Annotated in this window: 24 protein-coding genes and 1 tRNA gene; 1 reads left to right on the plus strand and 24 read right to left on the minus strand. The window is 37.8% G+C overall.

Annotated features, from left to right (window positions below; all coding sequences use genetic code 11):
- Positions 1–2: 2 nt before the first annotated feature.
- From lepB to BLR54_RS02550, 17 genes are all read right to left on the minus strand, one after another.
- Positions 3–599 carry a signal peptidase I gene (gene lepB, locus BLR54_RS02470; RefSeq protein ID WP_090416628.1) on the minus strand — a complete coding sequence of 199 codons (597 nt, stop codon included), beginning with the start codon at positions 597–599 and terminating at the stop codon, positions 3–5.
- A 136-nt stretch (positions 600–735) separates the two neighbouring features.
- Entirely contained in the window at positions 736–1,086 is a 351-nt protein-coding gene (rplS, locus tag BLR54_RS02475; RefSeq protein ID WP_072914156.1) for a 50S ribosomal protein L19, read from the minus strand.
- A 141-nt stretch (positions 1,087–1,227) separates the two neighbouring features.
- Positions 1,228–1,926: a tRNA (guanosine(37)-N1)-methyltransferase TrmD gene (gene trmD / locus BLR54_RS02480; RefSeq protein WP_090416629.1), complete on the minus strand. Its 699-nt coding sequence runs from the start codon at positions 1,924–1,926 to the stop codon at positions 1,228–1,230.
- Between the two features lies 1 nt (position 1,927).
- Positions 1,928–2,446 carry a ribosome maturation factor RimM gene (gene rimM, locus BLR54_RS02485; protein WP_090416630.1) on the minus strand — a complete coding sequence of 173 codons (519 nt, stop codon included), beginning with the start codon at positions 2,444–2,446 and terminating at the stop codon, positions 1,928–1,930.
- A gap of 109 nt (positions 2,447–2,555) precedes the next feature.
- A complete protein-coding gene (locus BLR54_RS02490) occupies positions 2,556–2,792 on the minus strand; it encodes a KH domain-containing protein (RefSeq protein WP_028246987.1) in 237 nt (78 codons plus the stop codon).
- 31 nt (positions 2,793–2,823) lie between these two features.
- The gene (rpsP, locus tag BLR54_RS02495) at positions 2,824–3,066 is read right to left on the minus strand and encodes a 30S ribosomal protein S16 (protein ID WP_015549838.1); all 243 of its coding nucleotides are present in this window, start codon (positions 3,064–3,066) and stop codon (positions 2,824–2,826) included.
- A gap of 57 nt (positions 3,067–3,123) precedes the next feature.
- Positions 3,124–4,464 (minus strand): signal recognition particle protein, encoded by a 1,341-nt coding sequence (gene ffh, locus BLR54_RS02500; RefSeq protein ID WP_090416631.1) that lies wholly within the window; start codon positions 4,462–4,464, stop codon positions 3,124–3,126.
- A gap of 3 nt (positions 4,465–4,467) precedes the next feature.
- Positions 4,468–4,803: a YlxM family DNA-binding protein gene (gene ylxM, locus BLR54_RS02505; protein ID WP_090416632.1), complete on the minus strand. Its 336-nt coding sequence runs from the start codon at positions 4,801–4,803 to the stop codon at positions 4,468–4,470.
- A gap of 125 nt (positions 4,804–4,928) precedes the next feature.
- Positions 4,929–6,140 carry a threonine ammonia-lyase gene (ilvA, locus tag BLR54_RS02510; RefSeq protein WP_090416633.1) on the minus strand — a complete coding sequence of 404 codons (1,212 nt, stop codon included), beginning with the start codon at positions 6,138–6,140 and terminating at the stop codon, positions 4,929–4,931.
- Positions 6,141–6,162: 22 nt separating this feature from the next.
- Positions 6,163–7,092: a signal recognition particle-docking protein FtsY gene (ftsY, locus tag BLR54_RS02515; RefSeq protein ID WP_090416634.1), complete on the minus strand. Its 930-nt coding sequence runs from the start codon at positions 7,090–7,092 to the stop codon at positions 6,163–6,165.
- A 2-nt stretch (positions 7,093–7,094) separates the two neighbouring features.
- A complete protein-coding gene (gene smc / locus BLR54_RS02520; RefSeq protein WP_090416635.1) occupies positions 7,095–10,655 on the minus strand; it encodes a chromosome segregation protein SMC in 3,561 nt (1,186 codons plus the stop codon).
- Between the two features lie 154 nt (positions 10,656–10,809).
- A complete protein-coding gene (gene rnc / locus BLR54_RS02525) occupies positions 10,810–11,514 on the minus strand; it encodes a ribonuclease III (RefSeq protein WP_442960226.1) in 705 nt (234 codons plus the stop codon).
- Positions 11,515–11,608: 94 nt separating this feature from the next.
- Entirely contained in the window at positions 11,609–11,845 is a 237-nt protein-coding gene (gene acpP, locus BLR54_RS02530; RefSeq protein ID WP_090416637.1) for an acyl carrier protein, read from the minus strand.
- 3 nt (positions 11,846–11,848) lie between these two features.
- Entirely contained in the window at positions 11,849–12,871 is a 1,023-nt protein-coding gene (plsX, locus tag BLR54_RS02535) for a phosphate acyltransferase PlsX (protein ID WP_090416638.1), read from the minus strand.
- Positions 12,872–13,052: 181 nt separating this feature from the next.
- Positions 13,053–13,232 carry a 50S ribosomal protein L32 gene (rpmF, locus tag BLR54_RS02540; protein WP_028246978.1) on the minus strand — a complete coding sequence of 60 codons (180 nt, stop codon included), beginning with the start codon at positions 13,230–13,232 and terminating at the stop codon, positions 13,053–13,055.
- A 1-nt stretch (position 13,233) separates the two neighbouring features.
- Positions 13,234–13,764: a YceD family protein gene (locus BLR54_RS02545; protein ID WP_090416639.1), complete on the minus strand. Its 531-nt coding sequence runs from the start codon at positions 13,762–13,764 to the stop codon at positions 13,234–13,236.
- A 79-nt stretch (positions 13,765–13,843) separates the two neighbouring features.
- Entirely contained in the window at positions 13,844–15,040 is a 1,197-nt protein-coding gene (locus tag BLR54_RS02550) for an acetate/propionate family kinase (RefSeq protein WP_090417289.1), read from the minus strand.
- A 146-nt stretch (positions 15,041–15,186) separates the two neighbouring features.
- Here BLR54_RS02550 and BLR54_RS02555 point away from each other — a divergent pair, with 146 nt between their 5' ends.
- The gene (locus tag BLR54_RS02555) at positions 15,187–16,356 is read left to right on the plus strand and encodes a tRNA(Met) cytidine acetate ligase (protein WP_090416640.1); all 1,170 of its coding nucleotides are present in this window, start codon (positions 15,187–15,189) and stop codon (positions 16,354–16,356) included.
- Between the two features lie 39 nt (positions 16,357–16,395).
- Here BLR54_RS02555 and BLR54_RS02560 read toward each other — a convergent pair.
- The 7 genes from BLR54_RS02560 to BLR54_RS02590 form a co-directional block, all read right to left on the minus strand.
- Positions 16,396–16,467 (minus strand) — tRNA-Glu (locus BLR54_RS02560).
- A gap of 200 nt (positions 16,468–16,667) precedes the next feature.
- Positions 16,668–17,684 (minus strand): UDP-glucose 4-epimerase GalE, encoded by a 1,017-nt coding sequence (gene galE / locus BLR54_RS02565; RefSeq protein ID WP_090416641.1) that lies wholly within the window; start codon positions 17,682–17,684, stop codon positions 16,668–16,670.
- 185 nt (positions 17,685–17,869) lie between these two features.
- Positions 17,870–18,229, minus strand: a complete 360-nt coding sequence (gene rplT / locus BLR54_RS02570; protein ID WP_090416642.1) for a 50S ribosomal protein L20 — start codon at positions 18,227–18,229, stop codon at positions 17,870–17,872.
- A gap of 45 nt (positions 18,230–18,274) precedes the next feature.
- Positions 18,275–18,472, minus strand: a complete 198-nt coding sequence (rpmI, locus tag BLR54_RS02575) for a 50S ribosomal protein L35 (protein WP_090416643.1) — start codon at positions 18,470–18,472, stop codon at positions 18,275–18,277.
- Between the two features lie 18 nt (positions 18,473–18,490).
- Positions 18,491–18,988: a translation initiation factor IF-3 gene (gene infC, locus BLR54_RS02580; protein ID WP_090416644.1), complete on the minus strand. Its 498-nt coding sequence runs from the start codon at positions 18,986–18,988 to the stop codon at positions 18,491–18,493.
- Positions 18,989–19,197: 209 nt separating this feature from the next.
- Entirely contained in the window at positions 19,198–20,013 is an 816-nt protein-coding gene (locus tag BLR54_RS02585; RefSeq protein WP_090416645.1) for a Cof-type HAD-IIB family hydrolase, read from the minus strand.
- Positions 20,003–22,174, minus strand: coding sequence for an RNA degradosome polyphosphate kinase (locus BLR54_RS02590; protein ID WP_090416646.1), 2,172 nt, complete (start codon positions 22,172–22,174; stop codon positions 20,003–20,005). Before BLR54_RS02590 ends, BLR54_RS02585 begins: the two co-directional genes overlap by 11 nt.
- Positions 22,175–22,178 lie beyond the last annotated feature (4 nt).

Below are 22,178 nucleotides of genomic sequence, written 5' to 3' on the forward strand. Positions count from 1 at the left end.
CTCTAAAATGGATATCTCATCCATACTTTTCCTAAAATATCTTCACTGGCAACAAAACCAACACTTTCATATCTTGAATCCTCAGAAGAATTTCGGTTATCTCCAAGTACAAAGTACTGATCCTCCATTAATTCAACTGGAGAAGCAGCGATACCAGGATTTTCTATACGTTCTACCTCAAGATTCTCTTTGTACAGTTCATCATTAATATAAATGCGACCGTTATTAATATAAATAGTGTCACCTGGCAAACCAATAATTCTTTTAACACTATAGCTGGCATTAACATTAGATTTTGGTTTGAAGGCTATAACATCCCCTGTGCTTGGTTTAGAAAGCTTATAAGCCACTGTATTAATAAGCAGTTTGTCAGAAGTCTGATAGGTTGGCTCCATAGAAGCATTGGAACACTCCACCTGCTTTCCAAAAGCTAAAACAATACCATAAGCTAACAGGATAACTGCTGCCAACTGAAGTGCAAATATACCAACATATTTAGCTTTATCAAAATCAAATTTTCTACGTCTACGACGGAAATTTAAACCATCTTTTCTCTTACCAAATTTTTTGTTAAATATCTCTTTTATTGAAAAAAACATACAACTTTCCCTTTTAATCCTTAGTATAAATATACCTCATTTTCAGTATAATTTCCATTAAAAGTCACAATGTTAACAATTTGATAATAAAGTAAAAGAACAGCCACAATAAGTGACTGTTCTTGGAATACCGAGATTAGATTCTCTCCTTAACCTTAGCCTTCTTACCTGTGAGATCTCTGAGGTAGTAAAGCTTAGCTCTACGAACTTTACCCTTACGAACTACTTCGATCTTCTCAACGTTAGGGCTGTGGAGTGGCCATGTCTTCTCAACACCAACACCGTTTGATGACTTACGTACTGTAAATGTCTCACGGTTGCTGCCGCCCTGTCTCTTAATAACTGTACCCTCAAATACCTGAGTACGTGTACGGTTACCCTCGACGATACGACCATAAACCTTAACTGTGTCTCCAACCTGGAACTCAGGAAGCTCTGACTTAAGCTCAGCAGCTTCGATGTTTCTAATAATCTCGTTTGCGTTCATTTTAATTCCTCCTAAACTTCGCGACGTTCTTGAAATGCCCTATTACAATTCAGCGGACCATCTCTTCTTTTAGCAACTCACTTATATTAACACGTGAGCGTACATATTTCAATAAATTTTATAAATAATTCGTAAAATTCATTATTTATTCTCTTCCAAATACTTTGCATATAAATCTGGACGACGCTCTTTAGTTCTAAGAATTGACTGTTCTTTTCTCCAAGCATCTACCTTGGCGTGGTCGCCAGAAAGGAGAATTGGTGGAACCTTTTTATCATTCCAAGTTTCAGGACGTGAATACTGAGGGTATTCCAATAAATTGTTTTCTAAGGATTCATCCTCTCCTGACTCAGAGTTTGTAAGTACACCTGGCACCATTCTTGAAATTGCGTCTATCATTACAAGTGCAGGAAGCTCGCCACCTGTAAGTACGTAATCGCCAATCGAATAGTATTCATCAACTATTTCTTCTAGCACTCTCTCATCAATGCCTTCATAGTGGCCGCAAAGCAAACATATATCTTCCTTAAGTGCCAACTCCTTTGCTGCAGGCTGAGTGAATAACTGGCCCTGTGGAGTAAGATAAATGCAGTGCACCTTATGCCCAGCTTTTTCACAGACAGCTTTATAGGCATCATATATAGGCTGAGCCTGCATAACCATACCTGCACCGCCTCCATAAGGGTAATCATCAACCTTTTTATGTTTATCGAGAGTATAATCCCTTATATTGATAGCCTCAAAAGAAATTGCCCCGGCATTCTTAGCACGTCCAAGAATACTTGTATTAAGAGCGTCCTCTATCATTTCCGGAAATAGGGTTAAAATATAATATTTCATACTAATCCATCAACCCCTTTAATAAATGAATATCAACTCTTCTGCTTTCTACATCAACCTTTAAAATGCAGTCTTTGATAGCAGGCAAAAGCACATTACCACCATTAACAAGCTCAATATCATATACATCGTTAGCACCAGTTTCCATAATATCGGAAATAACACCAAATTTAGTGTCAGGAGCTTCATCAGTATATACCTCACAGCCTATTAAATCGGCAATGAAATATTCGTCAGCTTTAAGCTCTACACGATTTTCCTTAGTAACATAAAGGCCTTTTCCTTTATATTTTTCTATATCATTAATATTATCTATTCCTTTAAACTTGAGGATAACAAGATTCTTCTGAGGACGAGCATTTTCAACTTCAAGCTCAATATACCCTTCCTTTCCTCCATCTAATAAAAGATGCTTCATGCCCTTAAAGCGTGAAATATCATCTGTAAGAGGGAAAACCTTTACCTCGCCTTTTATTCCGTGTGTTTGTGTAATTGAACCTACCTGAAATAAATCTTCCAAAATAGCCTCCTAAAAATAATAAATAGCTTTTTGTAAAAATATTAAAACAAATAATTTGATAATAAAAAATTAATGGGCCCAAAATGAATTTAGGCCCATCAAATAATAGCTAGTTAACATCTACAATATCAACTATAACTTTTTTGTCAATCTTTGAGGCTGCAGCCTTAACAACCGCACGTATAGCCTTTGCGATTCTACCCTGTTTTCCAATAACCTTTCCCATATCAGAAGGTGCAACGCGAAGCTCAACAACAATTGACTTAGCGTCCTCTTTCTCGGAAACAACAACCTCTTCTGGATTGTCTACAAGTGACTTAGCAATTACTTCAACTAATTCTTTCATCACTATATTCCTCTACCTTTCGATTGAATGATTACTGTACTCCTGCCTGCTTGAAAAGTCTAGCAACAGTCTCAGTTGGCTTTGCACCGTTTGCAATCCACTTCTTAGCTGCCTCAGCGTCAACTGTAACCTCAGCTGGCTCCTGATTTGGATCGTATGTACCGATCTCATCGATGTTTCTACCATCACGTGGTGCTCTAGCGTCTGCTACTACGATTCTGTAGATTGGTCTCTTCTTCTGACCCATTCTCTTTAATCTAATCTTTACTGCCATTTTTAATTCCTCCTAAATGAATAAAACAATAAAATATTTGCACTTATGTGCTATGGGTTAAAATGGAAAGCGCATTCCGCGTCGTCCCTTACCCATCATATTTGGCATCTGCTTCATCATCTTCTTTGATTGCTCAAATTGTTTAATGAAGCGATTAACCTCTGCAATATCTAAACCAGCTCCAGCAGCAATTCTGTGCTTTCTGCTAGGATTTAGTAATTTTGGATTTTCTCTTTCTGCAGGTGTCATCGAAAGAATGATTGCCTCAATATGAGCAAGTTTCTTATCATCTACTGCATTTTCAAGCTGAGCCATCTGTGATGAATTGATTCCTGGCATCATTCCAAGAATGGATGTTAATCCGCCAAGCTTCTTCATCTGCTCCATTGAAGTGAGATAATCGTTAAAATCAAAGGATGCTTTCTTAACCTTTTTAGAAAGAGCTAAAGCTGCATCTTTATCGATTTCTTGTTCTGCCTTCTCAATTAAAGAAAGCACATCACCCATTCCAAGGATTCGGCTTGCCATTCTGTCAGGATGGAACTGCTCCAAATCTGAAAGCTTTTCACCCATACCTGCGTAAAGAATAGGCTTTCCCGTAACTGCCTTGATTGAAAGGGCTGCACCACCTCGTGTATCACCATCAAGCTTTGTGATAATAACTCCGTCAATACCAATCTTTTCATCAAAGGTCTGTGAAACATTAACTGCATCCTGACCTGTCATGGCATCAACTACCAAGATGGTATTAAGGATTTCGATGTTTGACTTGATAGACTCAAGCTCGTTCATCATATCCTCATCTATATGAAGACGACCAGCTGTATCGAAAATAACTACATCAAAGCCGTTCTTCTTAGCATACTCAATAGCCTCTTTAGCTATTTTAACTGGCTTCTCCTTGTCTCCAAGAGAGAAAACCTCAACTCCTTGTTTCTTTCCATTGACCTGTAACTGATCAATAGCAGCTGGACGATAAATATCGCAAGCTACAAGAAGTGGTTTCTTACCACGCTGCTTAACCTTACCAGCAAGCTTTGCTGTGGTAGTTGTTTTACCAGCACCCTGAAGACCAACCATCATGATAGTGGTTATTGCGCCCCCTGTGCCGTAAGTAATATCAGTAACATCAGAACCCATCAGATTAACAAGTTCTTCGTTAACTATCTTTATAACCATCTGCCCAGGATTTAAGCCATTCATTACATCTGAACCAATGGCACGTTCTGTGACAGTGTTAACAAACTGCTTTACTACTTTAAAATTTACGTCCGCTTCAAGAAGGGCCATCTTAACTTCCTTTAAAGCTGCTTTTACATCAGCTTCGGTAAGTCGTCCCTTGCTTCTAAGATTTTTAAAAACACCTTGAAGCTTCTCTGATAGTGAATCAAAAGCCATATATTATAATTCCTCTAAAATCGAGCTAGATAAACGTGATATTTCTGACAAGGTTTCTTTATCGGGATTTCCTGAGGTAAGTTCATTTATTCTCACAACATCTGCTCGAATGTTCATGAATTTCTCAACCAAATGAAGTCTTTCTTCATAATCCTCTAACTGGTGGTCACAACGCTTAAGTAAATCGTGAACCCCTTGTCTGGAAATGGATAAGGTGTCTGCAATTTCAGATAAAGACAAATCTTCTAATACACTCATTTCATAAACATTTCTCTGGTGCTCTGTTAAAAGCTCTCCATAGAAATCATATAAATAACCAGATTTAATCTTATCTTCCATGACTCTCCTTTATCACCGCAGACTAATATACTATATAAACAAACAGGTGTCAAGTACAAATACTTGACACCTATAATTACACATCATCAGCCACCTTCGGTGACAGCTTCCCCTTAAAAGAAAGCCTAAAGTGAAGTTCTAACAATCTTTGGCTTGTAGCCACCTTCGTCAAGAGCCTTAATAATCTGGCCCTTATGATCTGTACCAAAAGCTTCTAGTGTAATTCGAAGCTCAACAGCAGCCGAACGATTTGTAGTAACAAACTGATTATGCTCTAGCTTGATTACATTTCCCTGATTATCTGCTATTACCTGTGAAACCTTAGCAAGCATACCAGGCTTATCAGGAAGAAGTACGGAAACTGTAAAGATTCTGTCTCTAAAAATCAAGCCTTGCTGAACAACAGAAGACATTGTAATGACATCCATGTTACCACCTGAAAGTACTGATACTACTCTCTTGCCTCTGCAATCGAGATGGTTCAATGCTGCCACAGTAAGAAGTCCTGAATTTTCTACAATCATCTTGTGATTTTCAACCATATCTAGGAAGGCTACAATAAGCTCATCATCATCAACCGTGATAATCTCATCAATATTATCCTGAAGATATGGGAAAATATTGGTACCTGGTGTCTTAACTGCGGTACCATCTGCAATTGTATTAACAGAACCTAAGGTTGTAACCTCACCTTTTTCAAAGGATGCTTTAAGTGAAGCTGCACCACTTGGTTCAACACCTATAACTTTAATCTTTGGATTTAAAAGCTTTGCAAGTGTAGATACACCGGTAGCAAGTCCGCCACCACCTATTGGAACAAGAATGTATTCTACAAGAGGAAGCTCCTTGAAGATTTCCATAGCAATTGTACCTTGACCTGTTGCAACAGCTAAATCATCAAAAGGATGAATAAAAGTATAGCCGTGCTCATCAGCAAGTTTATACGCATGTTCACATGCCTCATCGTATACATCGCCATAAAGAACGACATCAGCTCCATAACTCTTTGTACGATTAACTTTAATAAGCGGAGTTGTTGTTGGCATAACGATTGTAGCCTTTACTCCATATTTTGCAGCTGCATAAGCAACACCCTGGGCGTGATTTCCAGCTGAAGCTGTAATCAATCCTTTTGCTCTTTCGTCATCAGTGAGTGTGCTAATTTTATAATAGGCACCTCTGAGCTTATAAGCACCAGTAAGCTGCATGTTTTCAGGCTTAAGATAAACATCATTACCTGATTTCTCGCTGAAATAATCGCTGTAAACTAGTTTCGTCTCGTGTGTGACCTCTGTAACAATTCTAGAGGCTTCTTCAAATTTGTCCAAAGTTAACATGTCTTTTCTCCCTCTACGACTATTAATTTTCAGCGTAGAACAAAGCATTCACAAAATCGTCTGCGTTGAACTTTTCTAAGTCGTCTATTGTTTCTCCAACACCAATGTATTTTACTGGCAATTTTAACTCAGATTGTATTGCAATTGCAATACCTCCTTTTGCTGTTCCATCAAGTTTTGTGAGAACAATACCAGAAATATCTGTAACCTCAGAAAATTCCTTAGCCTGAACAAGAGCATTTTGTCCTGTTGTTCCATCAAGAACAATAAGTGTCTCCCTGTAGGCCTCTGGGAATTCCTTTGAGATAGTGTTGTTAATCTTAGAAAGCTCATTCATAAGATTTTTCTTATTGTGAAGACGCCCTGCTGTATCAACCAGGAGAACATCTATGCCACGTGCTTTTGCTGCATGTACCGCATCAAAAACCACGGCTGCTGGATCAGACCCTTCTGGCCCTCCAACGAAATCCACTGATGCTCTTTCAGCCCATTCCTTAAGCTGTTCAGAGGCAGCAGCTCTGAAGGTATCAGCACCGGCAACCATTACCTTCTTACCATTAGCTTTAAGCTTTCCAGCCAATTTGCCAATGGTGGTGGTCTTGCCAACACCATTTACACCAATAACAAGTACAACAGAGGTCTTTTTCTCAAAATCAAAGCTGGTTTCATCCAGTGCCATCTGTTGTTTAATTTCGTTAATCAAAAACTCTTTACATTCTGTAGGTTCTTTAATGTGTTCTTTTTTAACTGCATCCCTTAAATCATCAAGGATTGTCTCGGTTGTTCGAACACCAATATCACCCATGATAAGGACTTCTTCAAGTTCTTCATAGAAGTCCTCATCTATATTTGTAAATCCATTGAAAACATAATCCATGGATTTAATAAAATTGTCTCTAGTCTTTGTAAGTCCATTTACAAGACGTTTCCAAAAGCTTATCTTTTCTGCCATTTCTAATCATCCAATTGCGATTCAATAAGGTTAACTGATACAAGGGCTGAAACACCCTTTTCCTGCATGGTAATACCAAAAAGTCTATCTGCAGCATTCATAGTACCACGACGGTGGGTAATGACAATAAACTGAGTATTCTTGGTAAGCTTATGCAAGTAATTAGCAAATCTATCAACGTTTGCATCATCAAGAGCCGCTTCAATCTCATCTAAAAGACAGAATGGAGAAGGCTTAAGATTTTGAATTGCAAATAAAAGTGCTATAGCTGTAAGTGATTTCTCACCACCGGACATCTGCATCATATTGATGAGCTTCTTTCCAGGTGGCTGGGCATTAATAATAATACCTGTCTCTAATAAATCCTCTTCATCTACAAGGGCAAGGGAACCATGACCACCGCCAAACAATTCTTTGAAGGCTTTATCAAACTCACGCTGAATATCCTTGAAACCTGCCTCAAATTGCTTACGCATTCCCTCATCAAGTTCCTCAATAATACGAACAAGCGATGCTTCTGCTTCCACCAAATCATCATGCTGTCCCTTAAGGAAATTGTAACGCTCAGATAGTTCCTTGAACTCTTCAATAGCATTAACATTAACATTTCCCATTGACTTAATAGCATTTTTGATTTTGTTTGCATCCTTTTTCATCTGATCCAAATCATTAAATTCTGGATCTTTAAGGTCTTCAGCATTATGGTATGTGAGTTCGTACTCATTCCACATGTAATTATTCTGATATGCGATTGCATCGTTTATCTTTTCTTTTTGCGAATCTAAACGATAGCATTCCTTATCCAACTCAGTAATTCTATCTGAAATTTCCTGACGCTGTTCGAAGAAATTCTTGTGAGAACTATTTAACTCGTCACGTTTAGCAATAGTCTCTTTTATATCTGCCTCAAGCTTTCCAAAGGAAGTATCAGATGCAGAAATTGTATTTTTTATTTCCTCGATACGATTCTTCTTTGCTTCAGTTTCTTCTTTTGTAGATAATGCATTCTCTTTAATTGTTGCAATATCATTATTGCATTTATCAATTTCTGAAGTAACACGTTCGATGTTCTGACGAACGAAATCAACATTACTTCTAGCATAAGCTTCCTCGTTTAAGACTTCTGACATAGTTCTATTAACTGATGTCTCCATATAAGTCTTCTCATCCACCTCATCAGAAAGCTTCTGGATTTCAGCTTTGAGCTCTGCCTCTTTGGTCTCAGATTCCTGCTTTTCGAAATCAATTTCTTTCTTTCCAGCAGCAATTTCTGTTAACTGTGCTTCAAGCTCTTCACTTTCCTTCGAAAGACCTTCATAGGCAGTTAAGCTTTCTTTCTTCTGCTCGTTTGCTCTATCAAGACCAAGCTTTGCTGTATTTAAAGCAATAGCTGCTTCATTGAGCTTAGCTGTGTTTTCTTCTCTATCTGATTCTAACAATGCAGCAGCAGTATCAATCTCATCAAAGTGAGCTTTAAGCTTGTCCATTTCTTCAGAAAGAACATCAAGCTTAGCTTCAAGTTCTTCAATCTCACGATTTCGACCAAGAAGATTAGACTTGTTCTTGAAATGACCACCAGTCATAGAACCACCTGGAGCCAAGTATTCTCCATCAACTGTAACAATATGGATACTGTAATTGTTCTTCTTTGCTAAGGAAATAGCCGAATCGATTGTATCGGTAACAACAACTCGACCAAGCAAATAAGCTACAACACCGTCAAATTTGCTATCACAAGAAACAAGTTCAGAAGCAAGTCCTAAAACGCCCTTTTCTTTAAGAACCTCCTGCTTTTTAAAGTTTCCTCTACCATCAACAGATGTAAGTGGAAGGAAGGTTGCTCTACCAAGCTTGTTTTCCTTTAAGAAACCAATAAGTTTTTTAGCGCAGGCTTCATCTGCAGTAACAATATTTTGAATGTTACCGCCAAGGGCTGTCTCAATTGCCATTTCATATTTTTTCTCAACATGAATGAGGTCTGATACTACACCTTCGATTCCGGCAATCTTTCCCTTTTGCTCCATTACTTTACGAGTTGAATTACCATATCCCTCGTAACGTTCTGCAATATTCTTTATAGACTCAAGTCTTGTCTGAACACGAGCGAATTCATCCTTTTTACTTTGTAAAGCATCAGATGTTTCTTTGCTTTTCTTCTTCCAATCAAGAGCTTTCTCAGCAAATTCTTTATCTTTATCCTGAAGCTGTAAAAGATTTTCCTGAGCCTGCTTAAATTCATCCTCAGCAAGAGAAACTGCTACATCCAAATCTTCCTCTCTAGTTTTTCTTTCTAGGAGGCGTTGTGTAAGCTTTGCCTTACGGATATTGGTTTGCTCTAACATCGTTTCAAGACGCTGCTCTTTTGACTTAATAGAAGCTCTATTACTAAGAAGCTCCATAATAGCCTTATTATTTGCATCAATCTTTTCGTTGTTTGAATTGATTGCAGACTGTAACTCATTATAATTTGTCTTTACAGAATTAAGTCTTGCAATAGCATCCTCTAAAGTCTTGTCCAAGGTAGCCTTTTCTGCTGAAAAATCTGCAAGCTGCTTTTCTTTTTCAGCCTTATCTGCCTCGATTTCAGCAACACGACTTGCCTGAACCTCTTCTGACGCGTTTGCTGAACGAATCTGCTCTTCAAGAAGAGCGATTTCATTTTCAAGCTTACCTTTAAGCAAAGTAGAGTCTGACTGTTCCTGCTTTAAGCTTTCAATTTTTTCATCTAACTCTGTGATTTCCTGCTCAAGAGAATCGTACTTAACTCTAATTTCTTCCTGAGCATTCTTACTTGCTTCTAACTGCTCAGCAGCGATTTTAGAATTCTTTTCTACTTCCTCTAAGTTGCCAGAAAGTCTATCCACCTCAAGTAAGAAGGCGTTAACATCGATTTTCTTCAAATCTTCTTTGAGCTTTAAATATCTCTTAGCATCTTCCGATTGCTTTTCAAGTGGCCCAATACGACGTTCTTGTTCAGAAAGAATATCATTAACACGAACTAAATTCTCTCGCTCGCTTTCAAGCTTCTTAACAGAAGCTGCTTTACGCTTTTTGTATTTAACAATACCTACAGCTTCATCGAAAAGCTCTCTTCTATCTTCCGGCTTTCCTGAAAGAATTTTTTCAATCTGACCCTGTCCAATGATTGAATAGCCTTCTTTACCGACACCAGTATCATAAAAGAGCTCAGAAACATCCTTTAATCGACATGGTGCACCATTCAAAAGATACTCGCTCTCACCTGAACGATATACGCGACGAGCAATTGTAACCTCTTCATAATCAATTGGTAACACATGGTCGCTGTTATCCATTGTAAGGGCAACATAAGCATAAGAAAGAGGGCTTCTGGTCTCTGTTCCAGCGAAAATAATATCCTGCATGGAAGCGCCTCGAAGCTGCTTAGCTGACTGCTCACCAAGTACCCATCTAACGGCATCAGCAACGTTACTCTTACCAGAACCGTTTGGACCAACAATGCCTGTGATTCCATTATGAAATTCGAATTTCATCTTCTTTGCAAAAGACTTGAATCCGTAGACCTCTATACTTTTTAAATACATATATTTCTCCCTAAACTTTTCTCTACTCCCCAGTCCATCTATAATCCACGCCTGTTACGCTGACAATCATTATGATTTCTACGCTCAGCGTAGAATGCTTCGCTTTAGAAATATAATAGATTGTCAACTACAGGCTGATTTTAAATACGACGATTTAAATAATTTTAATAGAGTCCTCCTTGTGGAGACGCATGAGGGCTTCGTAGGCTGCTTCTTGTTCTGCCGCCTTCTTTGTGCTTCCAACACCTGTACCAAGCACTCGATTTCCAACCATAGCACGAACCTCAAATTGCTTTGCATGATCAGGACCGGACTCACCCATCAACTCATAAGAAAGTGCTTCTTTGAAATTTCCCTGAACAACTTCCTGTAGTCTAGTCTTACTATCATAAAAGAGCTGTTTATGCTCAATATCATTTAAAACAAAGCGGTGAATATAGGCAGAAGCAGGCTCCATACCGCCATCTAAGAATATGGCACCTATAGTAGCTTCAAATGCATCAGACAAAATAGACTTTCTAGTACGTCCACCTGTCATATCTTCTCCTTTAGAAAGAAGAACATAATCTCCGAGATTAATCTCCTTACAGATATAGGCAAGTGTTGGTTCACAAACAATACTTGCTCTAAGTCTTGATAATTTACCTTCGTTTAAGTCGGTATAATTTAGATACAAAAACTCACTCGAAACTATTTCAAGCACAGCATCACCAAGAAACTCTAATCTCTCATTATCTGAGAGCTTTTTCATGTGATGTTCATTTGCATATGAACTGTGTGTAAGCGCCTGACGTAATAAGCTTTCGTCTCTAAACTCGTATCCGATGGTCTTTTGAAATTCTTTTAAATCCTTCAAAATTTATCTCCATTTCATTTCGGTGATTAAGAACTAATTATAGCCTTAATGAGTTTAAAATGGTGTCCAGCATAGCTGGACACCAGCAGTATCATGATTATTTTTCAGCAACTGTTTTCTTGATGAGCTCTACAGCGTCGCCAACTGTTGAAAGCTTCTCAGCAGCATCTGTATCAACTTCGATGTTAAGCTTCTCCTCAACACCCATGATAATCTGAAATACATCAAGAGAATCAGCTCCAAGATCATCTACAAATGTTGTAGTTTCCTTGATTTCAGCTGTATCTACATTAAGTACATCAGCAATAATCTCCTTTAATAACTCGAATTCCATGTTTTAATCCTCCTTATTTTTTTCTATAACAATATTGTCTCTTATAAGCTCGTTAATTCTTTGCTGTTTAAAGGTTATACACTGGAAAATAGTGTTCTTAACCTCTCCAGCCTTGGCACTACCATGAGTCTTTACAACAAGACCATTTAAACCAAGTAATGGTGCTCCACCATATTGTGTTGCATCAAAAGATTTAAGTGTAGTTTTTAATGCAGGAAGTGCAAGTGCTGCACCAATCTTCGAGCGAAGTGTGCTCATAAGACCACCCTTAATAACACTGATTAAGGTAGTAGCAACACCTTCATATAATTTAAGCAATGCATTTCCAACAAAGCCATCACAAACAATAACATCAGCAGCACCAGCAGGAATCTCTCTTGCTTCAATACCACCAATAAAGTTAATATCCTTACACTCTTTAAGTAAAGGCATAGTCTCTTTTACAAGGGCATTACCTTTCTCTTCTTCAGCACCATTATTAACAATTGCAACCCTAGGATTTTTAATTCCAAGAGCCTGTTCCATATAAATGCTTCCCATCTTGGCAAACTGAACAAGATGACTGCTTCTGCAATCAACATTAGCACCTGAGTCAGCCAAAAGACAAACGCCAGTCTTTGTAGGGATTATAGCGCCAAATGGTGCTCTCTCTATACCTCTAATACGACCAACAATTCCTAAACCACCCACAAGAAGTGCTCCAGAATTTCCTGCTGAAACAAATGCATCAGCCTGGCCTTCTTTAACTAAATGAAGACCTACGACCATAGAAGAATCCTTTTTCTTTTTTATAGCCATAACAGGATGCTCAGCTGTTTCAATAACTTCAGAAGCATTTTTTATTTCAATTCTGTCTTCAGGATAAGAGTAGGCTTTAAGTTCATTTTTAACAACCTCCTCTTTTCCTACAAGAATAACTTTAACTTGCTTGTTAAGATTAACTGCATCAACTGCGCCTTGAATCATTTCTGAAGGAGCATTATCCCCTCCCATAGCATCAAGAGCTACTACTGTTAATTCACTCATATTATTCCCTTTCTGCAGAATAAGATTATGATAGTCTCATTCTTTCATACTTTTAAAAGTATACTTTATATGGGGTAATATTTCAATAAATACAATCTTCTATAAGGATGGTAATTATTATAAAAAATCATTTATTCTTTTCAAGAAAAAAACCTCTCGGAAAACCCGAGAGGCTTATTAATTACTCAACTGTAATGATCTCTTTCTTGTTGTAAGATCCGCAGTTCTTGCAAACTCTGTGAGGAACCATAAGCTCGCCGCACTTGCTGCACTTAACGAGTGTTGGATTGCTCATCTTCCAATTTGCTCTTCTTTTATCTCTTCTTCCCTTAGAAGATTTGTTCTTTGGACAAATAGACATGCTATTTCACCTCCTTAAAGCTATTAAAGACATCTAAAAATTGTGCCATTCTAGGATCTAAGACTGTATCGTCACAATCACAAGACTCAGTGTTTCGATTCTTGCCACAGACTGGGCAAATACCCTTACAGTCATCCTGGCACAATATCTTTGCCGGGAAATTCACTAAGATCTCGTTTAAAATAAGTTCATCTACGTCGATATCCTCACCATCAACAAAGGAGTAAGGACCTTCCTCTTCGTCTGAAACCACCTGCCCCTCAGAAACCTCAACAGTTTCGTCAACAGAAACAGGAACAACGAAGGATACAGGAGCTAAACATCTATCACATGCACCTGAAACCTCAGCCTCAGTAGAAAATGTGATATGTAGCTTGCCTGAACCAATCATAGATAAAACTACATCAAATGGCTCTACGTGATTGATAGAAAACTCACTGCCAAGATAAGAAAACTCTTGTATATCACATACTCCAGTAAACTTCTTACTTTGATCAGCTAATGAAGTAATATCTTTAATAGAAATCTTCATAAATATCTCCTATCCACACTTTGTCAATTATACATAGCAAAAATATAGTTGTCAAACATTTTCTTAAAATTTTAATAGATTATTTACCAGAAACAATTTCTGCTGTATCTCTAGCAATCATAACCTCTTCGTTTGTAGGAATAACGAATACCTTAACCTTAGAGGCATCAGATGAAATAAGCTTGTCTTCGCTTGGTCCATCATTTCTAGAAGCATCGATTTCAACGCCCATAAATCCAAGATGATCACATACAGCCTGACGAAGGCCTGCGTTGTTCTCTCCAAGACCAGCTGTGAAGCAAATCATATCAACACCGTTCATAGCAGCTGCATAAGCACCAATATATTTAGCTACGCGGTATGCAAGCATATCCATAGCAAGCTGAGCTCTGTCATTGCCCTCTGCTGAAGCAGCAAGAAGGTCGCGGAAATCAGAAGAAACACCTGAAACACCAAGTACACCTGACTCCTTATTAAGAACATTCATAACACCTGCGAAATCAAGGCCATCTTTCTTTGCCATGTACTCAACAGCTGAAGGATCAATATCACCTGAACGTGTACCCATAACAAGACCCTCAAGTGGAGAAAGACCCATTGAAGTATCTACAGACTTACCATTCATAACTGCACAACAAGATGCACCGTTACCAATATGGCAAACAATAATCTTTGAGTTGTTAATATCAGCTCCTGCGAACTCGCATACACGCTTTGATACATAGCTGTGTGATGTGCCATGGAAACCATAACGACGAACACCATACTGCTCATAATATTTATAAGGAACTGCGTACATATAAGCTTCCTTAGGCATTGTCTGATGGAAAGCTGTATCGAACACACCTACCTGTGGCTTACCTGGCATAAGTTCTCGACATGCATTAATACCAATAATGTTTGCTGGGTTATGAAGTGGAGCAAGATCGTTACACTCCTCTACAACCTTAATCATCTCATCTGTAATGAGTGCTGAAGCAGCAAACTTCTCGCCACCATGAACGACTCTGTGACCTACAGCATCGATTTCATCAAGTGATGCAATAGCGCCTGTCTTATCATTTGTAATAGCATTGATTACAGCAGCAACAGCCTCCTTGTGTGTAGGCATTGCAATGTCAGTAATTTCCTTATCAAGGCCTTCCTTCTGATATACGATACGTCCATCGATACCAATTCTCTCGCAAAGGCCCTTGCAAAGAACCTGCTCGCTCTCTGAATCAATAACCTGATACTTAAGAGATGAACTACCACAATTAATAACTAGAATCTTCATACTAAAATATTCCTTTCTTGATATTATATAAAATCTTTCTTTAATAATTGTTTCAAACAACCATTTAATTATAACACTTAAATTTGTCATCTCAACCACATTTTAATGTATAATAAGTGAATAAAAGTATTTTCGGAGGAACATAAATGGTTGTAGGAATAGTTGCAGAATATAATCCATTTCATAACGGCCACAAGCTACAATTAGATTACGCAAAAAATGTTTTGGGAGCTTCACAAATTGTAGTGGCAATGTCCGGCAGCTTTACCCAGCGCGGAGAGCTTGCTTGTTTTGACAAATATACCAGAGCCCATGCAGCCCTCAGTTGTGGTGCCGATATCATTCTTGAAATTCCTACGATTTTCGCCACATCATCAGCTAGAGAATTCGCATCGGCAGGCGTTCAGCTTTTAGCTAACACTGGTATTGTGGATACTCTCCTATTTTCAGCCGAGTGCAATGATAAAAACCTCTTCATAGAGGAAAGTAAAAAGCTTCTAGAATTGGAAAATTCCGGAAAAATAAATAATGAGATAAACACTCTAGTCACCAACGGAATTAGCTATGCTACTGCAAGGGCTAAAGCTTTAAAAACTTTCTTATCTGAAGAAATCATTTCATCGCCAAACAATATTCTAGGCGTAGAATATTGCAGATATATATATGCAAATAATATTAATATGGAAATAGCTGTAATGAAGCGCCAAGGTAATGAGTACAATGACCTAAGCTTGTCAGGTGAACTTAGTTCTGCCTCAGCTATCCGAGAGCATTATAAACTATCAGGCACTATAGAAGCAGTTCCAGAAGAAACTATTAATATATACAATTCAGGAATCTTCTTAGACTGTAACGACGTTTCCGAAATTCTCCACTACAAATTACTGACAGTTGATAGCTTCCAGCAATACTTAGATTGTACTGAAGATCTTTCCGAGCGAATTAAAAACAAGCTAAATGAATATGAAAGCTTTACACAATTTTGCCAAGTGCTAAAGGCAAAAAACTTCGAATACTCTAGGATAAGTCGCGTACTATGTCACATCCTACTTGGTATCAAAAACCAAGAATTTAAAGCATCAAAAGAAAAAGGTTACATAAACTATATCCGTATGCTAGGTTTTAGTAAGAATGGTAAATCAATATTAGGGGACATGAAAAAAAGAGGCAAGGCTCCTATTATTACAGAACCTACTGAGATAATTGACAAATACGATATTAGGTCCTCTGATATTTTAAGAGCTATAACAACTTCAAAAATTAAAAAATCTCTTCCTAATGAATACACGAGAAAATTTGAACTGAATAACATATAAAAAATAAAAGCCTTCTGAATAAATCAGAAGGCTTTTTAGCAGTTCCTAGCGGAATCGAACCGCTGTTTTCGCCGTGAGAGGGCGACGTCTTAACCGCTTGACCAAGGAACCATATTCGTATCGCACTTGCGACGATGTTTATAATACTATGTATAACTTTATAAGTCAAGTAAATTTATAAAATTATTTATTAAAATTATAATAGCCTCTAGTAGCTATCAAACTCTTAGTATTACTCAAGCGAAATATTCTACATTGAGCGGAGTAATACTAAGGTTTGAGAGCGTAACTAGAGGCATCATATATTAAAATTAGTCTTCGTATCCATTAGGATTGTTCTTCTGCCATCTCCAAGAATCAGCACACATCTCTTTGATGCCATACTCTGCTGTCCAGCCAAGTTCTTCCTTAGCCTTTGTAGCATCTGAGTAACATGTAGCAATATCACCTGCACGACGAGGCTTAATAGAATAAGGAATCTTAATATCGTTAGCTTCCTCAAAGTTCTTCACAATATCAAGAACTGAGTAACCAACGCCTGTACCAAGGTTATAAATCTTAAGACCAGCATTCTCCTCAATCTTCTTAAGAGCCTTTACATGACCCTTTGCAAGATCGACAACATGGATGTAATCACGTACACCAGTACCATCTGGAGTATCATAATCATTACCAAATACACCAAGCTCTGGAAGCTTACCTACAGCAACCTGTGTAATGTAAGGCATAAGGTTGTTTGGAATACCGTTAGGATTCTCTCCCATTGTTCCTGATGGATGAGCTCCAATAGGATTGAAATAACGAAGAAGCACTACATTCCACTCTGGATCAGCCTTCTGCATATCTGAAAGAATCTGCTCAAGCATAGACTTTGTCCAACCATATGGGTTTGTACATGTTCCCTTAGGACAGTTTTCTGTAATAGGAATCTCAGCTGGGTCGCCGTAAACTGTTGCTGATGATGAGAAGATAATGTTCTTACATCCGTTCTGTCTCATAACATCAACAAGTGTAAGGGTACCTGCAATATTGTTCTCATAGTATTCCCATGGCTTCTGAACTGACTCACCAACTGCCTTAAGACCAGCAAAGTGAATACAAGAATCAAGCTTTTCATTTGCAAATACTTCATTGAGTCTTGCTCTGTCTAAGATATCTCCCTTATAAAACTTAACCTTCTTTCCTGTAAGAGCTTCTACTCTCTCAAGAGACTTTTCAGAAGCATTAGAAAGGTTATCGTAAACTACTACGTCATATCCTGCATCAAGTAATTCTACACATGTGTGGCTACCAATAAAACCAGCACCACCTGTAACCAAAATTGCCATAACAAATCCTCCTTATGAATATCTAACAATTATTTTATTATGGAAACTAGATTAAAGGATAACAGAAATCACAAATATAATAAAGAGTTATTTTGTACATAATAGTGAGTAATTGTGTATAAACTTGTAGAAGATAAACAAAAAAAGATCTAGTGCAATAACACTAGACCTTTATATTTTCCGAACTAGGCTGCTACCTTTTCCTTAGCAACGTCAACGAGCTTTGCAAATCCTTCTGCATCGTTAACTGCCATCTCAGCAAGCATCTTTCTGTTCATCTCAACACCTGCAAGCTTAAGACCGTACATGAACTTAGAATATGAAAGTCCATTGATACGAGCTGCAGCATTGATACGAGCGATCCAAAGCTGTCTGAACTGTCTCTTCTTCTGCTTTCTACCAGCATATGAAGATGTAAGGGCACGCATAACTGACTGCTTTGCAACACGATACTGCTTGCTTCTAGCGCCTCTGTAACCCTTTGCTAACTTTAATGTTCTATTATGTCTTTTCTTAGCGTTTAATCCGCCTTTAACTCTTGCCATTTTAAATTCCTCCTAACCAAATAAATAACTAATAACAACCAAATCTTAGAGATATGGAAGTACTTTCTTCATGTTCTTTACGTTTGTTGCATCAACGATTGCAGACTGACGAAGATTTCTCTTTCTCTTTGTAGTCTTCTTGGTTAAGATGTGGCTCTTGTATGCCTTATTTCTCTTAAGCTTTCCTGTTCCTGTTACCTTAAAGCGCTTTGCAGCTGCTCTTCTTGTCTTCATCTTTGGCATGATAAATTTCCTCCTGTATTACGATTTCTTTTCTGTAAGCACCAGACTCATACTACGGCCTTCAATCTTTGGTGCCTTTTCCACTACTGCAACCTCAGCAAGCGCCTCAGCAAAATCATCAAGAATATGCTTTGAGGACTGCATATGTGCCATCTCACGGCCTCTAAAGCGAAGTGTAACCTTTACCTTATCACCCTTTGAGATAAACTTCTTAGCTGCATTTATCTTAGTATTCATATCATTAGCATCGATGTTTGGAGACATACGAATCTCTTTAACCTCAACAACGTGCTGCTTTTTCTTGGCCTCTTTTTCCCTGCGTGCCTGCTCATAGCGGAATTTACCGTAGTCTACTATTTTGCACACTGGTGGATTAGCCTTTGGTGAAATCTTAACGAGATCTAAGCCCTCGTCGTCTGCAAGTTTCTGTGCTTCTCTCGCTGACATAATGCCAAGCTGTTCCCCATCTGAGCCAATTACACGAACTTCTTTGTCACGAATCTGCTCATTAATCATTAAATCGCTAATGGTACTACCTCCAATAAATAAAAAAAATAGTGGATACAGAATATCCACCATAAATCATCACAAACAAGGTTTGTGTGAAATATAAGACCCGAGTCACTATTAATAAAGTGCTAAGGTGAGAGTGGATACTCTACTTTGTTTTCACAACATAGGTAATTTAACATACAAACCGTATATAGTCAACACTTTATTTAATATTAAAGAAAAAATTTGTAAATTACCTCTGCTATACCAGAATTATTGTTGTCCTTTTCAGTGACATAATCTGCAACTTCTTTAAGCTCTTCTCTTCCATTTGACATCGCAACACCAACACCTGCAATATCAACCATACTAATATCGTTTCTCTCATCACCACAGGCAACTACATTAGTAAGAGGAATGTTAAGATACTCAGCAAGTTTCTTGATTCCATCACCCTTCCCTGTTCCTCTTTTAACAAACTCCAGGAACGCATAATGTGAAAAGAAACTTTCGAATCTGTCATCAAAGATATCAGCTGTATCGTCCTTAAATGCCTGAAGATTTTCTGGATGATCATAATCTACAGCCATAATCTTTGTAATATGTTTATCTTTAAGCTCATCAATATCTGTTATATATATAAGCTTTTCTCTAGAAACCTGTTTATAGCTTTCAACAAAATGATTGTCATTAAAGGTATAAATACAACCATTATCAAAAACAATACAAGTAAATCCTTTATTTAAAATAGCCTGAACAAGCTCAAGGGCATTATCAATATCGATGTAATCTCCAAACAAGACGTCATCACTAAGCATACTTGTACCAACTACACCTTGATAACCTAACATATATACATTATCACGTTTAAACTCATCATATATTGATAAAATCTTTTTAAGAGCGTTATTAGGTCTTCCCGTATCAAATGCAAATACATGGCCTGCATCAAGCAGTTTTGTAATAGCTTCTAAATTCTCCTTTGAAATATTCTTGTCATCATCAAAAAGTGTACCGTCCATATCAACGGCTAAAATCTTACTGCTCATCAATTACCTCGTTAGCCAGAATAGGGATAAAGGTTCTTTTCTTTAAAAAATCTATTTCCGGCTCATTATTTTTCTTAGCTTCCTTACAGAAGGTATCCTGTGCTCCCACAGGCTTTTTCCCTCTCGAAGCCTTTATTCTAACATAGCTTCCATCATCTGTCATCTCATAAGACTTTAAAGTATCTCCCAATTGAACATCTAAAATATGTTTAACCTGGGACTTTATAAGCTCATCCTCAACAGGGAAAATAATTTCGACTCTTCTGTCAAGATTTCGAGGCATCCAATCAGCGCTGCCCATATAAATATCTTCTCTACCATTATTGTAAAAGTAGAAAATACGGGCATGTTCAAGATAGGTACCAACAATGGAGGAAACATGTATATTTTCGCTTACTCCTGGAATTCCAACACGAAGGCAACATATTCCTCTGATTATTAGGTATATCTTTACTCCGGCATTGCTGGCTTCATAAAGCTTTTCAATAATACCTTTGTCACATAAGGAATTCATCTTTGCAATGATAACTGCATCCTTCCCCTCTGACGCATGCCTTATTTCCCTATCAATAAGGCTGGTAAAAGTATCTCTCAACCAAAGAGGTGCGCACACCAGCTTGTTCCAGCTTGGAGGCTCTGAGTAACCTGAAAGCATGTTAAAAACAGCTGTTGCATCTTCGCCGTAAGATTCACGACATGTAAGCATTCCACAATCAGTATATAGCTTTGCTGTGGAGTCATTGTAGTTACCAGTTCCAAGATGAACATATCGTCTAATACCATCATCTTCTCTTCTAACAACAAGAGAAATCTTACAGTGAGTTTTTAAACCTACAAGGCCATATATAACGTGACAGCCTGCCTTTTCAAGCTTTTTCGCCCAAATAATGTTATTTTCCTCATCAAATCTGGCTTTCAGCTCTACAAGAACGGTTACCTGCTTACCATTTTCTGCAGCATGGGCAAGACTTGCAATAATTGGAGAATTGCCGCTTACTCGATAAAGCGTTTGTTTTATAGCAAGAACCTGTGGATCAAAAGCAGCCTGGGCTATAAAATCAACAACGGGATCAAAAGTCTGATATGGATGATGTAAAAGAATGTCACCTTTCTTTATCTCATCAAAAATCTTTTCGCCTGGGCGAAGTCTTGGATTGTCCTGTGGGATAAACTTAGGACTACGAAGCTGTTCGTGTCCCTCTATACCATAAAGCTTCATCAAATACGTTAAATCAATTGGTCCTTTTATTTTATATATATCAATCTCATTAACCCCAAGATTCTTTTTCAGAATAGCAAGTAGTTTTTTATTAATGGTCGACTCTACTTCAAGGCGAATAACCTCGCCCCACTGTCGAGATTTAATTTGTTTTTCTATTTCTAGAAGCAAATCCTCTGCACCTTCTTCATCAATAGAAAAATCTGCATTTCTCATAATACGATAAGGAGATGCTGCAACAACATTATAATTTAAAAACAGCTTATTCATATTGCGCTCTATAATCTGCTCAAGAAGAATAAAGCAATCATGATCTTTTGAATCAGAAGGCAACGACACAAATCTAGGTAACACTGAAGGAACCTGAACAGTGGCAAATTCCACATCTTCACTTTCATTCTTCGTACCAACACCAACTGTGTCTGTCTTTTTTTCAATAAGAGCAGCAATATTTAAAGACTTATTTCTTATAAGCGGAAACGGTCTAGATGCATCAAAAGCCATAGGTGTTAAAACTGGATAAACCTGGCTCATAAAGAAAGAATCTATAAACTTAAGCTGTTCTTCATTCAAATCCTCATATTTTTCATAAACAATAATTCCAGACTCTCGTAAAATAGGGGTCAGGGATTTATTAAAGGTATTATATTGAAAATCCACCAATTCTCTTGTCTTTTCATTGATAGCGATGAGCTGTTCCGTAGGAGTCATACCAGCAATATCAGGTTTGGTGTAGCCTGCGTGCTCCATATCCTTCAACGATGCCACTCTAACCATAAAAAACTCATCTAAGTTTGATGAGGTAATGGCCACAAACTTAATACGTTCCAAAATTGGCAAATCCTTAACAAGAGCTTCATTTAGTACTCGTCGTTCGAATTTAAGCCAACTAAGCTCACGATTATCATAATATTTTGAATCTGAAATATTAATCTGTGCCATAGTG

The sequence above is a fragment of the Pseudobutyrivibrio sp. YE44 genome, from assembly GCF_900104335.1.
GTDB lineage: Bacteria > Bacillota > Clostridia > Lachnospirales > Lachnospiraceae > Pseudobutyrivibrio.

Excerpts from the sequence above, each read along its gene's own strand:
- lepB (WP_090416628.1), bottom strand. The coding sequence starts at position 599 with ATGTTTTTTTCAATAAAAGAGATATTTAACAAAAAATTTGGTAAGAGA.
- rplS (WP_072914156.1), bottom strand. The coding sequence starts at position 1,086 with ATGAACGCAAACGAGATTATTAGAAACATCGAAGCTGCTGAGCTTAAG.
- trmD (WP_090416629.1), bottom strand. The coding sequence starts at position 1,926 with ATGAAATATTATATTTTAACCCTATTTCCGGAAATGATAGAGGACGCT.
- BLR54_RS02490 (WP_028246987.1), bottom strand. The coding sequence starts at position 2,792 with ATGAAAGAATTAGTTGAAGTAATTGCTAAGTCACTTGTAGACAATCCA.
- rpsP (WP_015549838.1), bottom strand. The coding sequence starts at position 3,066 with ATGGCAGTAAAGATTAGATTAAAGAGAATGGGTCAGAAGAAGAGACCA.
- ffh (WP_090416631.1), bottom strand. The coding sequence starts at position 4,464 with ATGGCTTTTGATTCACTATCAGAGAAGCTTCAAGGTGTTTTTAAAAAT.
- ylxM (WP_090416632.1), bottom strand. The coding sequence starts at position 4,803 with ATGGAAGATAAGATTAAATCTGGTTATTTATATGATTTCTATGGAGAG.
- ilvA (WP_090416633.1), bottom strand. The coding sequence starts at position 6,140 with ATGTTAACTTTGGACAAATTTGAAGAAGCCTCTAGAATTGTTACAGAG.
- ftsY (WP_090416634.1), bottom strand. The coding sequence starts at position 7,092 with ATGGCAGAAAAGATAAGCTTTTGGAAACGTCTTGTAAATGGACTTACA.
- smc (WP_090416635.1), bottom strand. The coding sequence starts at position 10,655 with ATGTATTTAAAAAGTATAGAGGTCTACGGATTCAAGTCTTTTGCAAAG.
- acpP (WP_090416637.1), bottom strand. The coding sequence starts at position 11,845 with ATGGAATTCGAGTTATTAAAGGAGATTATTGCTGATGTACTTAATGTA.
- plsX (WP_090416638.1), bottom strand. The coding sequence starts at position 12,871 with ATGAGTGAATTAACAGTAGTAGCTCTTGATGCTATGGGAGGGGATAAT.
- rpmF (WP_028246978.1), bottom strand. The coding sequence starts at position 13,232 with ATGTCTATTTGTCCAAAGAACAAATCTTCTAAGGGAAGAAGAGATAAA.
- BLR54_RS02545 (WP_090416639.1), bottom strand. The coding sequence starts at position 13,764 with ATGAAGATTTCTATTAAAGATATTACTTCATTAGCTGATCAAAGTAAG.
- BLR54_RS02550 (WP_090417289.1), bottom strand. The coding sequence starts at position 15,040 with ATGAAGATTCTAGTTATTAATTGTGGTAGTTCATCTCTTAAGTATCAG.
- BLR54_RS02555 (WP_090416640.1), top strand. The coding sequence starts at position 15,187 with ATGGTTGTAGGAATAGTTGCAGAATATAATCCATTTCATAACGGCCAC.
- galE (WP_090416641.1), bottom strand. The coding sequence starts at position 17,684 with ATGGCAATTTTGGTTACAGGTGGTGCTGGTTTTATTGGTAGCCACACA.
- rplT (WP_090416642.1), bottom strand. The coding sequence starts at position 18,229 with ATGGCAAGAGTTAAAGGCGGATTAAACGCTAAGAAAAGACATAATAGA.
- rpmI (WP_090416643.1), bottom strand. The coding sequence starts at position 18,472 with ATGCCAAAGATGAAGACAAGAAGAGCAGCTGCAAAGCGCTTTAAGGTA.
- infC (WP_090416644.1), bottom strand. The coding sequence starts at position 18,988 with ATGATTAATGAGCAGATTCGTGACAAAGAAGTTCGTGTAATTGGCTCA.
- BLR54_RS02585 (WP_090416645.1), bottom strand. The coding sequence starts at position 20,013 with ATGAGCAGTAAGATTTTAGCCGTTGATATGGACGGTACACTTTTTGAT.
- BLR54_RS02590 (WP_090416646.1), bottom strand. The coding sequence starts at position 22,174 with ATGGCACAGATTAATATTTCAGATTCAAAATATTATGATAATCGTGAG.